The organism is Mesorhizobium sp. M1E.F.Ca.ET.041.01.1.1, assembly GCF_003997355.1.
Lineage (GTDB): Bacteria > Pseudomonadota > Alphaproteobacteria > Rhizobiales > Rhizobiaceae > Mesorhizobium.
Map to the genome: position 1 here is coordinate 1 of NZ_RZSL01000187.1, position 10,170 is coordinate 10,170.

Annotated in this window: 12 protein-coding genes; 8 read left to right on the top strand and 4 right to left on the bottom strand. The window is 64.2% G+C overall.

Translation table 11 applies throughout. From position 1 onward, the window contains the following. The 4 genes from murJ to EOA38_RS16955 form a co-directional block, all read left to right on the top strand. On the top strand, nt 1-1,561 hold a 1,561-nt coding region (gene murJ, locus EOA38_RS16940; protein ID WP_245480857.1), incomplete at its 5' end, for a murein biosynthesis integral membrane protein MurJ. Between the two features lie 172 nt (nt 1,562-1,733). Then, nucleotides 1,734-2,801, top strand: coding sequence for a tryptophan--tRNA ligase (trpS, locus tag EOA38_RS16945; protein WP_127299748.1), 1,068 nt, complete (start codon nt 1,734-1,736; stop codon nt 2,799-2,801). Between the two features lie 101 nt (nt 2,802-2,902). Next, nucleotides 2,903-3,394: a universal stress protein gene (locus EOA38_RS16950; RefSeq protein ID WP_126090515.1), complete on the top strand. Its 492-nt coding sequence runs from the start codon at nt 2,903-2,905 to the stop codon at nt 3,392-3,394. 343 nt (nt 3,395-3,737) lie between these two features. Further along, entirely contained in the window at nt 3,738-4,307 is a 570-nt protein-coding gene (locus tag EOA38_RS16955) for a NifU family protein (RefSeq protein ID WP_127299749.1), read from the top strand. 156 nt (nt 4,308-4,463) lie between these two features. On the opposite strand, the gene EOA38_RS16960 is transcribed toward EOA38_RS16955, so the two are convergent. Beyond that, nucleotides 4,464-5,081 (bottom strand): L,D-transpeptidase, encoded by a 618-nt coding sequence (locus EOA38_RS16960; RefSeq protein ID WP_127299750.1) that lies wholly within the window; start codon nt 5,079-5,081, stop codon nt 4,464-4,466. 224 nt (nt 5,082-5,305) lie between these two features. On the opposite strand from EOA38_RS16960, the gene cueR reads away from it, so the two are divergent. Further along, the gene (gene cueR, locus EOA38_RS16965) at nt 5,306-5,719 is read left to right on the top strand and encodes a Cu(I)-responsive transcriptional regulator (protein ID WP_127299751.1); all 414 of its coding nucleotides are present in this window, start codon (nt 5,306-5,308) and stop codon (nt 5,717-5,719) included. A gap of 68 nt (nt 5,720-5,787) precedes the next feature. Here cueR and EOA38_RS16970 read toward each other — a convergent pair whose 3' ends face one another. Next, nucleotides 5,788-6,213 (bottom strand): VOC family protein, encoded by a 426-nt coding sequence (locus EOA38_RS16970; protein WP_127299752.1) that lies wholly within the window; start codon nt 6,211-6,213, stop codon nt 5,788-5,790. 222 nt (nt 6,214-6,435) lie between these two features. Then, nucleotides 6,436-6,915 (bottom strand): hypothetical protein, encoded by a 480-nt coding sequence (locus EOA38_RS16975; RefSeq protein ID WP_127299753.1) that lies wholly within the window; start codon nt 6,913-6,915, stop codon nt 6,436-6,438. A gap of 132 nt (nt 6,916-7,047) precedes the next feature. Between EOA38_RS16975 and EOA38_RS16980 the strand changes: the two genes are divergently transcribed. From EOA38_RS16980 to EOA38_RS16990, 3 genes are all read left to right on the top strand, one after another. Further along, nucleotides 7,048-7,548 carry an MmcB family DNA repair protein gene (locus tag EOA38_RS16980; protein WP_127299754.1) on the top strand — a complete coding sequence of 167 codons (501 nt, stop codon included), beginning with the start codon at nt 7,048-7,050 and terminating at the stop codon, nt 7,546-7,548. A gap of 182 nt (nt 7,549-7,730) precedes the next feature. Further along, nucleotides 7,731-8,477 (top strand): SDR family NAD(P)-dependent oxidoreductase, encoded by a 747-nt coding sequence (locus EOA38_RS16985; RefSeq protein ID WP_127299755.1) that lies wholly within the window; start codon nt 7,731-7,733, stop codon nt 8,475-8,477. Nucleotides 8,478-8,520: 43 nt separating this feature from the next. Further along, the gene (locus EOA38_RS16990; RefSeq protein ID WP_127299756.1) at nt 8,521-9,567 is read left to right on the top strand and encodes an RNA polymerase subunit sigma-70; all 1,047 of its coding nucleotides are present in this window, start codon (nt 8,521-8,523) and stop codon (nt 9,565-9,567) included. Between the two features lie 6 nt (nt 9,568-9,573). Here EOA38_RS16990 and EOA38_RS16995 read toward each other — a convergent pair. Further along, the coding region (locus EOA38_RS16995) for a Na+/H+ antiporter NhaA (protein ID WP_189434715.1) at nt 9,574-10,170 on the bottom strand (597 nt) is incomplete at its 5' end.

Consider the following 10,170-nt stretch of genomic DNA (forward strand, 5'->3'; position numbering starts at 1 on the left):
GAGCCGCGCGCTGGGTTTCGGCCGCGAGATGCTGATGGCGGCGGCGCTCGGCACCGGGCCCGTCGCCGACGCCTTCAACGCCGCCTTCCAGTTCCCCAACACCTTCCGCCGGCTGTTCGCCGAAGGGGCTTTCAACGCCGCCTTCGTGCCGCTCTTCGCCAAGGAGATCGAGACGCACGGCACCGACGGCGCCAAGCGCTTTTCGGAGGAGGTGTTCGGTGTGCTGTTCTCGGCGCTGCTCGCGCTCACCATCGCCATGGAACTGGCGATGCCGCTGATCGTCCGCTACCTGGTGGCGCCGGGCTTTGCCGACATTCCGGGCAAGTTCGAGACGACCGTCCGGCTGGCGACGATCATGTTCCCGTATCTGATCTGCATGTCGCTCGGCGCCATGATGGCGGGCATGCTGAATTCGCTCCGCCGCTATTTCGCCGCGGCGATCGCACCCGCTTTCCTCAACATCATCCTGATCAGCGTGCTCGGCTATGCCTGGTATCACGGGCTGGATGCGCATGATGTCGGCTACGGGCTTTCCTGGGGCGTGCTGGCGGCCGGCATCGTCCAGCTCGCCATCGTCTGGGTGGCGGTGCGCCATGCCGGCATCTCGATCGGTTTCCGCCGGCCGCACCTGACGCCGAACGTCAAACGGCTGCTGATCCTGGCGCTGCCCGCGGCGATCACCGGCGGCATCACCCAGATCAACCAGCTTATCGGCACGGCGATCGCCTCGGGGCAGAACAGCGCCGTGTCGTCGCTGGCCTATGCCGACCGCATCTACCAGCTCCCGCTCGGCGTCGTCGGCGTCGCGGTGGCGATCGTGCTGTTGCCGGAACTGTCGCGGGCGCTGAAGTCGGGCAATCTGATCGAGGCGGCGAACCTGCAGAACCGCTCGGTCGAGTTCACGCTGTTCATGACGCTGCCGGCCGCCGCGGCGCTCTGGGTGATGTCGGAACCGATCGTGCGGCTGGTCTACGAGCGCGGTGCGTTCGCCGCCAACCACTCGACGCCGATCGTCGCCTCGATCCTGGCGATCTTCGGCCTCGGCCTGCCGGCCTTCGTGCTGATCAAGGCGTTCACGCCCGGCTATTTCGCGCGCGAGGATACGCGCACGCCGATGGTCTTCGCCGCCATCTCGGTCGGCGTGAACGTCGCCATCGCGCTGTCCTTGTTCCCCTCGATGGGCGCGCCCGGCATCGCGGTCGCTTCGGCCGTCGCCGGCTGGGTCAATGCGCTGATGCTGCTCGGCATGCTGATCCGGCGCGGCCACTGGGGCCGCGACATACCGCTCTTGAACCGCATTCCAAGGCTCGTCCTGTCCGCTGTGATCATGGCCACGGCGCTCTACTTCGCCGAGCATTATTTTGCCACCCAGCTTGGGCCTGGTTCACCGCTGGTGATCAAGGCGACGACCGTGCTTGCGCTGGTCGGCGGGGGTGCCGCGCTCTATTTCATTACCGCGTTCGGCACCGGCGGCGCCGATTTCGGCATGATCCGGCGCAACGTGAAACGGGGCTCAGCAAAATCTGCGCCGCCGGAACCGAAGACGGGCCTGGACGAATAACTCGGGCCGCCTTTCGACAACACCAGTCTTGATCCCGCATTCGCCTTCGTCCATAAGCGCGCCGTCGCAAGACTTTCGCCGCGCGCGGTTTCCAGCCGCATGATTGGCTCCAAAAAGTCTGCAACTTTTTGGAATCATGCTTATACGGCCCTCCACAAGCCCTGGGGAATTCATGTCCGCCTTCAAGCCACTCGTCTTTTCGGGCGTCCAGCCGACCGGCAATCTGCATCTCGGCAACTATCTCGGCGCCATCAAGAAATTCGTCGCCCTCCAGGAACAGTCCGACTGCATCTATTGCGTCGTCGACATGCATTCGCTGACGGCGCAGCTCGTCCATCAGGATCTCGGCGACCAGACCCGCTCGATCACCGCGGCGTTCCTCGCCTCCGGCATCGACCCCAGGAAGCACATCGTCTTCAACCAGTCGCGGGTCATCCAGCACGCCGAGCTTGCCTGGATCTTCAACTGCGTGGCGCGCATCGGCTGGATGTACCGCATGACGCAGTTCAAGGACAAAGCCGGCAAGGACCGCGAGAACGCCTCGCTCGGCCTGCTCGCCTATCCGAGCCTGATGGCCGCCGATATCCTGCTCTACCGCGCCACCCATGTGCCGGTGGGCGAGGACCAGAAGCAGCATCTCGAGCTCACCCGCGACATCGCGCAGAAGTTCAACAACGACTTCTCCGAGCGCATCGCAGCACTCGGCGTCGGGGTCGAGATGCAGGTCGGCGAGGAGACGGTGAACGGCTATTTCCCGATCACCGAACCGGTGATCGGCGGCCCGGCGGCGCGCATCATGAGCCTGCGCGACGGTTCCAAGAAGATGTCGAAGTCGGATCCGTCGGACCTGTCGCGCATCAACCTGACCGACGACGCCGACACCATCTCGAAGAAGATCCGCAAAGCCAAGACCGATCCTGCGGCCTTGCCGAGCGAGGTCGACGGGCTGGAAAGCCGGCCCGAAGCCGAAAACCTGGTCGGCATCTATGCCGGCCTCGCCGAAATCTCGAAGGCCGACGTACTGAAGGAATATGGCGGCCAGCAGTTCTCCGTGTTCAAGCCGGCACTCGCCGACCTTGCGGTGGAGAAGCTCGCGCCGATCGCTTCCGAGATGCGCCGTATCGAGGGCGACTGCGCCTATGTCGATGCCGTGCTCAGGGATGGCGGCGAGCGGGCGCGGGCGATCGCCGAAGGCACGATGAAGACGGTGCGCGACATCATCGGCCTGCTGCAGGACTGACCGGTCCTGCCTTACTGACTTCCATCGCCATGCCGGCTGGCGCTTGCCGCCGGTCCGTGGCGGTGGCAGATTGCGGCCGAATTGACACCGAGCAGACAGACATGGTTTCCAAACGCCTCAGCCGCGAAGCCGGCCATCGCCGCAAGTTTCTCGCGATCATCGACGACACGCCGGAATGCGAGCGCGCCGTCGCCTACGCCTCGAAGCGGGCGCAGAGCACCAATGGCGTGCTGGTGCTGCTCTATGTGATCGAGCCGGATGATTTCCAGCACTGGCTGGGCGTCGAGAAGATCATGCGCGAGGAAGCCAACGCGACCGCGCGCGCGGCCCTCGACACCTACGCCAACAAGGTGCGCCAGAAGGTCGGCATCGAACCCGAACTGACGGTGCGCGAAGGCAAGCCGACAGAAGAGATCCACAAGCTGATCGAGGAAGACCAGGACATAGCCATCCTGGTGCTGGCGGCCGGTGCCGGCAAGGAAGGTCCGGGACCATTGGTGAGCGCCGTGGCCGGCCGGGGCGCCGCCTTCCCCATCCCGGTTACCGTGGTGCCGCAGAATCTGTCGGACGAGGAGATCGAGAGCCTGGCCTGAGATGTGCTGGTATTCAGGTGAGGCCGGCCTGCAAATGGCGGCTTCCTGCGCTTCCGGTGCTCACGTACTTCAAGTACGCTCCGCTCCGGCCTTCGCCGGCCGAAGCCCTCATAAGGGTCTCCGCTCTATGAAGGCTACGGCCGGCGTAGGCCGGTTCTCGGAAGCCACCATTTTCGACTCGGCCTGACCTGAGTCCCAACACATCTCATCGTGGGTGACAGAAGCCCACAAAACACCCCGCCAGCCAGCCGTTCGGGCGTCGCGTTTCGCTTGAATGTCCAGCCGATAGAGCCTATTTAGAATTATTCCAAACTATCGGCCCGGGAAGGGCCTGGAGATACCCATGTTCATCCAGACCGAATCGACGCCGAACCCGGCGACGTTGAAGTTCCTGCCCGGCAAGGAAGTGCTGCGCGAAGGCACCGCCGATTTCCGCGACGCGGCAACGGCAGGCGAGGCCTCGCCGCTGGCCGGCCGGCTGTTCGAGATCCCCGGCGTCACCGGCGTCTTCTTCGGCTACGATTTCATCACCGTCACCAAGGACGGCCCCGACTGGCAGCACCTGAAGCCGGCGATCCTCGGCGCCATCATGGAGCATTTCATGTCGGGCGCGCCGGTCATGGCGTCGGCGGCTCCTGCGGCCGATGCCGGCCAGGGCGGGGAGTTCTACGACAAGGCCGACGAAGAACTGGTGCGGACCATCAAGGAATTGCTCGACACGAGGGTGCGCCCGGCGGTCGCGCAGGACGGCGGCGACATCACCTTCCGCGGCTTCGAGAACGGCACCGTGTTCCTGCACATGAGGGGCGCCTGCGCCGGCTGCCCGTCGTCGACGGCGACGCTGAAGCACGGCATCCAGAACCTGCTTCGCCACTTCGTTCCCGAGGTGCAGCAGGTCGAGCAGGTCGCCTGACAATTCCGCTTCGCCGGCCCCGGCGGAGCGAATTCTCTCCTATCCAATACGCAAAAACAAAAAACCGGGCCCCAACGGCCCGGTTTTCTGTTCTTGGACGTCTTGTTGTTGCCTAGACGGTCCGCGCATGAATGCTTTCGTCCGCGGTCATCGCGATCACATCACGATGACCTTGGCCCCGACCGAGGTGCGGTCGTAGAGATCGATAATGTCCTGGTTCATCAGGCGGATGCAGCCCGACGACATCGCCTTGCCGATCGAGAACCATTCCGGGCTGCCATGCAGGCGGTAGCCCATGTCGCCGCCCTTGTTGAACAGATACATGGCGCGCGCGCCGAGCGGGTTCTTCAGGCCCGGCTCCATGCCGCCGGCGAACTTGGCGAGCTCGGGCTGGCGCCTGATCATCTGCGAAGGCGGCGTCCAGGTCGGCCATTCGCGCTTCAGCGCGATATGGGCGGTGCCGTGCCATTCGAAGCCCTCGCGGCCGACGCCGATGCCGTAGCGCATCGCCATGCCGTCACCCTCGATGAAGTAGAGGAACTTGTTCTGGGTGTCGACGATGATGGTGCCCGGCTTCTCCGAGGAGTCGTAGCGCACTTCCTGCCGGTGAAAGCGCGCCGGCACCTTCTCGATCGGGACGCGCGGCAGCTGGTAGCCGGCGTCGGTCATCGCGCCATAGTTGTTGGTGAAGAGCTGCGAGCCGATCGTGCTGCAGCCGCTGACCGCGGTCGAGAGCGCAAGAGCAGCGAGGATTGCAAGTGACTTCAAGCGCATGAATAGGTCCGACGCCCTGCCCAAATATCAGCGGCACGAGTCGGCCGCTTTGTCGCCATCATTCATGCTGGCATTTCTTTTGCTTGCCAAGCGCGAGGTGCCTATATGCAAGGCTTTACCCGCTGGTAAGTGCCGAACTGCGGCATTTCGGCAACAGGGCTGACAGGATTGTGAAGCAAAATCAATGGGGCCGCTCAAGGCCATCGGAGACCAAGGAGTGCGCCATGAATGTCGGTGATGCCGCCGAGCGTTCCGGACTGCCGGCCAAGACCATACGCTATTATGAGGAGATCGGCCTGATCCGGCCGGCCAGGGCCGAGAACGGCTACCGCGATTATTCCGGCGACGACGTCCACCGGCTGGCTTTCCTGCGCCGGGCGCGCAACCTCGGCTTTTCAATCGACGATTGCAGGCAGCTCATGGCGCTCTATCAGGATCGCGACCGCGCCAGCCACGACGTGCGCGAAATCGCCGCCGCCCATGTCAGGGCAATCGAGGAAAAGGTGCGCGAGCTGCAGTCGATGCGCGCGACGCTGCAGAAGCTGATCCACGCCTGCCACGGTGACGAACGGCCGGAGTGTCCGATTTTGGATGATATGGCGGGGGTGGTGGAAGAGGAGAAGGCGTTGCAGGCGTAGACCAGCGACAAGCCTTCAAAGCAAACTGGTGCGAGACCGGGAAGGCGGAGAGCGGCGCTGTTCGCCTGCTACGTGTTTGGATTGTGGATAATTTCCCACAGATGGCCATCCGGGTCGCGAAAGTAACCGGAGTAGATGCCCCATGGTCTGTCGTGCAGTTCACTGACGGGTGCTCCAGCCGCTTCGGCTTTGGCCAGCAGCGCGTCCACTTCCTGCCGGGTCTCGACGATATGGCCGAGGCTGAACTCCCCGCTACGCGCTGGCCCGGGTGCGATGCCTGCGTCCTTTGCGAGCTCACTGCGCGGGTAAAGGGCGAGGATCTGACCGCCGTCGAGGTGGAACATGACGATTGCGCCAGCGGGATGCGTATCGTCGCCAGCGAACTCCGTTGCGGTCACACCGGCAGACTGGAGCCCGAGTGCCCGGTAGAAGGCGAGTGCCCGCTCGAAGTCGGCTACCGCCAAGGTGATCACATGGATGCGTGCTTTTTTCATCAGGCGTCCTGGAACCAGTCCACCGAAGCAACGGACGCGAAAGGCAGATAGTTCCCGATAGAGAGCGGAACGGCACCAGATGCGCAGGCAGGCATCAGTGGTTCCATCAGGCTGGCTGGTTTGTCAAATATATAGTCGCCCCCATTAGGGCGATTATGTACTTTACAAACAGATGGACTCGGATCGCCATAAAACCCACGAATAACCGGGGATGGATCGCGGCTAGCGATCGCCTGTATTCGCGTTCCCACTGTTCAACCGGGGCGGATAGCCGGGAGGGTCTTCGAAAACAACTATTGCTATTTTTTGCTGGGCGACGATGAAGCGCAACACGTTTGACGCAAGCACGGACTCCGTTGGCTTGGTGCATTGCCATTCAACTCTGACAATGACAGCGTCTGCATGAACGCCGGTGGCGTGTGCAGCTTTTCCCTCACTTTGAATGAGCGGCTTTGAACAGTCCGATCCGGGAAGAAGTTTAACGAACTCTGGGAAATTCTCAGCCAAAGGCAAACCGTAGTCAAATATGATGGCGGTTGCATCCGGCACTAGGAGCGTCTTGGACTGCTCGGGATTTTCGACTGAGAGGTTAATGTAGTTCTCTACCAGCTTTGCGGGCGCGATTTCGGAAGCATTCACTGCGGCCATAGGAAGCCAAGCAGCGATTGCCGTCAATATGCAATTAAACTTCGCGACACGCATCAGCGGTCCTTACCATGTGACACGTATCTAGGGTAGGGCCGGCCTGTCAGGACCATATTCCTATCGCACTCGTGGTAAGTCGCCTGCAATCGACGGGTTCAAACCGTGAACAAAATCTGGCATGGTGCTGCCATGCCTATCGTCTCCCCGATTCCCCTCAACCCGCTGATCGACGGCCGCCAGTCGGAGCGCGCCATGCTGGTGCGGCGCGGCGTGCAGCGGCTGCTCACCGAAATGGGCGCGCATGTGCTGCCGGAGCTTTCCCTGGCGACAGGGCGGCGCGCCGATCTCGTCGCGCTGACCCGGCAGGGCGACATCTGGATCATCGAGATCAAATCCTCGATCGAGGATTTTCGCGTCGACCGCAAATGGCCGGACTATCGCCTCCACTCCGACCGCTTCTTCTTCGCCACGCATCCCGGCGTGCCCGCGGAAATCTTTCCTGAGGAATGCGGCTTCATCCTCTCCGACGGCTATGGCGCCGAGATCCTGCGCGAGGCGCCGGAGCACCGCATGGCGGCCGCGACGCGCAAGTCGCTGATGCTGCGGATCGCCCGCGCGGGCGCCGCGCGGCTGCTGGCAGCCGAGCTCGCCGGCGTCGCGGTGCCGGCGCTGGATGGCGAGAGCGAGTAGATTTTCGCTCCGAAGCGTGAGCGCGTTGCCGCCGACGTTCCCATATTAGGCTGGGCTCGAACTAGCCGCTGCCCGAGGCTGGCGAAAAAATTTTCGTTCCGCACCGATGATTTCCGCTGATCCCGATTGTCTTCACCAACAGGCGCGTCCGGATGGCCGGCGGCCTGGAAAAGAGGTGAAGTATGAAATCGTTGCAAAATCAGAATGTCGTCGTCGTCGGAGGCAGCCGGGGCGTCGGCCGCTCGATCGTCGCAGCCGCGCTTGGCGAGGGAGCGACCGTGCTGGCCGTAGCCCGTGGCGCCGCCGACCTGAAGCAACTCGCCTGGGAACGCCCTGGCTTCAAGACCCTCAGCATGGACGCGACGGCGGAAGCCGCGCCGCAGGCGGTTTTCGAAACGCTGGCTCCCGATGTGCTGGTGGTCTGCGCCGGCGCGCTCGCCCCTGCCGCGCCGATACAGGAGCAGAGCTGGGAGGTCTTCTCGGCGAACTGGGAGATGGACGTGAAGGCGTCCTTCCTGTTCTGCCGGGAAGCCCTCAAGGGTCGGCTCAAAGCGGGCAGCCGGGTGCTGCTGATCGCCAGCGGCGCCGCCATCACCGGCGGACCGCCGAATTCCGGTGGCTATGCCGGCGCCAAGCGCATGCAGATATTCCTGGCCGGCCATTGCCAGAAAGAATCGGACCGGCTCGGCCTCGGCCTGCGTTTCATGGCGCTTTCGCCGGCCCGCATCATGCCGGGCACCGGGGTCGGCGATCGCGGCATCGATAGCATCGCCGCCTATATGGGCATCCGCCCGGCCGACTTCCTGGCCAGCTTGAGCGACATGCAGACGCCGGACGATGTCGGACGGGCGGTGGTGCAGCTCGCGACCGGGAAGCTGCAAGGCAGTTCCTTTACTGTCAGCGGCAGCGGTCTTGCAGCGGCGGCATGAGGCGCGCAGGATGCCGGCCGACTGCAGCATCTCGGGGCTCCGCATGACTGACGCTCCTGGCCCTCTCGAGCCTCTGGGCCGGTCAGGCCAGCCGATCCTCGATCGGTTAGCTTTCGAGCGCCTGACCATGGCCCACAGGCGCGAGCTCAAGCTGCACTGCTACCGGATGATGGGCTCGCTCAACGAGGCGGAGGACCTTGTCCAGGACACTTTGCTCAGCGCCTGGCGCGCAAGGTTGCAATTCGATGGGCGGGGCTCGGCGCGCGGCTGGCTCTACGCCATCGCCACCAACAATTGCCTCAACGCCATCAAGGCGAGAGCAGCGTCGCGCCGCATACTCGAACTGCCCCGACGACCGCCCTCCGACGGGGCCGCCACTGGCGGCCCCGTCGGTGAGATCGCCTGGCTGGAGCCTTATCCGGACACCGAGCTTCCGAACCTCGCCGAGGTCGAGCCCGGTCCGGAGGCGCGCTACGAGACCCGAGAGGCGGTGCAACTCGCCTTCGTCGCGGCGATCCAGCTTCTGCCGCCAAGACAGCGGGCCGCCCTGCTTTTATGCGACGTGCTGGGATGGTCCGCCGTCGAGACGGCGCAACTGCTGGGTGGGTCGACTGCCTCGATCAACAGCGCCCTGCAGCGGGCCCGCGCCAAGCTTGGAGAGCGATATCCCGAGGGGCGCCCCTCGCAGCCGTCACGGCCAAGCCAGCAAGAGGGCCTGCTGCTCGAACGCTACATGCAAGCCTGGCAGGCCGACAATCTCGACGGCCTCGTCGACCTGCTGCGGGAGGACGCCACCTACCACATGCCGCCATGGCGGGAATGGTATCAGGGGCGCGAGGCGATCCGCGGCTTTCTCGGGACCGTGTGGGGCAATTTTGCCGGCTATCGCACGGTGGCCACCAGGGCCAACGGCCAGCCCGCCGTCGGTGTCTACGCGCGGAGCCATCAGGATCAAGCGTGGCGACCGCACTCGCTGCATGTAATTGAAGCCGCCGACGGTAAAATCGCGTCGCTGACGATCTATGTGCCGCCGCTCGGCCCCACTTTGTTCGCGGCCTTTGGCCTGCCGCCGGAGCCTATCGTGCCTTGAGAGGTTCTAGCCCAGATCTTCTTCAGCCCCGGCCGCCGCCGGCGCCGTGAGCAACACCGCCGCACCAAACAGCGCGGCGACCAGCGAGCCGGCGAGGATGCCGACCTTCACCGCGTCCTGAAGCGCCGCGTCACCGGCGAAGGCGAGCAGGCCGATGAACAGGCTCATGGTGAAGCCGATGCCGCACAGAAGCGAAATGCCAAGCATATGCAGCCAGCCGGAATTGACCGGCAGGTCGGCGAGGCCGAACCGGATGGCGATGGCCGAGGAGCCGAAGACGCCGACCAGCTTGCCGACAACGAGGCCGGCGGCGACGCCCAGCGTCAGCGGCTCGACGAGCGCGGCGACGCTCAGGCCGCCGAGCGAGACGCCGGCATTGGCGAAGCCGAAGATCGGGATGACGATGAACGGCACCAGCTTGTGCAGGCCGTGTTCCAGCCGGTGCAGCGGCGAATGCTCGACATCGTGGCCGATGCCGGGCGAGCGCTCGAGCGGAATGGTGAGCGCCAGCGCCACGCCGGCCAACGTGGCATGCACGCCCGACTTCAGCACCAGCACCCACAGCAGCGCGCCGATCACGAGATAGGGCAAGAGGTTCATCAC

Bases quoted from the DNA above. Each gene is read 5' to 3' on its own strand.
- EOA38_RS16990 (WP_127299756.1), top strand. From the start codon at position 8,521: ATGACTGACGCTCCTGGCCCTCTCGAGCCTCTGGGCCGGTCAGGCCAG.
- EOA38_RS16970 (WP_127299752.1), bottom strand. From the start codon at position 6,213: ATGAAAAAAGCACGCATCCATGTGATCACCTTGGCGGTAGCCGACTTC.
- EOA38_RS16960 (WP_127299750.1), bottom strand. From the start codon at position 5,081: ATGCGCTTGAAGTCACTTGCAATCCTCGCTGCTCTTGCGCTCTCGACC.
- EOA38_RS16955 (WP_127299749.1), top strand. From the start codon at position 3,738: ATGTTCATCCAGACCGAATCGACGCCGAACCCGGCGACGTTGAAGTTC.
- EOA38_RS16975 (WP_127299753.1), bottom strand. From the start codon at position 6,915: ATGCGTGTCGCGAAGTTTAATTGCATATTGACGGCAATCGCTGCTTGG.
- cueR (WP_127299751.1), top strand. From the start codon at position 5,306: ATGAATGTCGGTGATGCCGCCGAGCGTTCCGGACTGCCGGCCAAGACC.
- EOA38_RS16950 (WP_126090515.1), top strand. From the start codon at position 2,903: ATGGTTTCCAAACGCCTCAGCCGCGAAGCCGGCCATCGCCGCAAGTTT.
- EOA38_RS16985 (WP_127299755.1), top strand. From the start codon at position 7,731: ATGAAATCGTTGCAAAATCAGAATGTCGTCGTCGTCGGAGGCAGCCGG.
- EOA38_RS16980 (WP_127299754.1), top strand. From the start codon at position 7,048: ATGCCTATCGTCTCCCCGATTCCCCTCAACCCGCTGATCGACGGCCGC.
- trpS (WP_127299748.1), top strand. From the start codon at position 1,734: ATGTCCGCCTTCAAGCCACTCGTCTTTTCGGGCGTCCAGCCGACCGGC.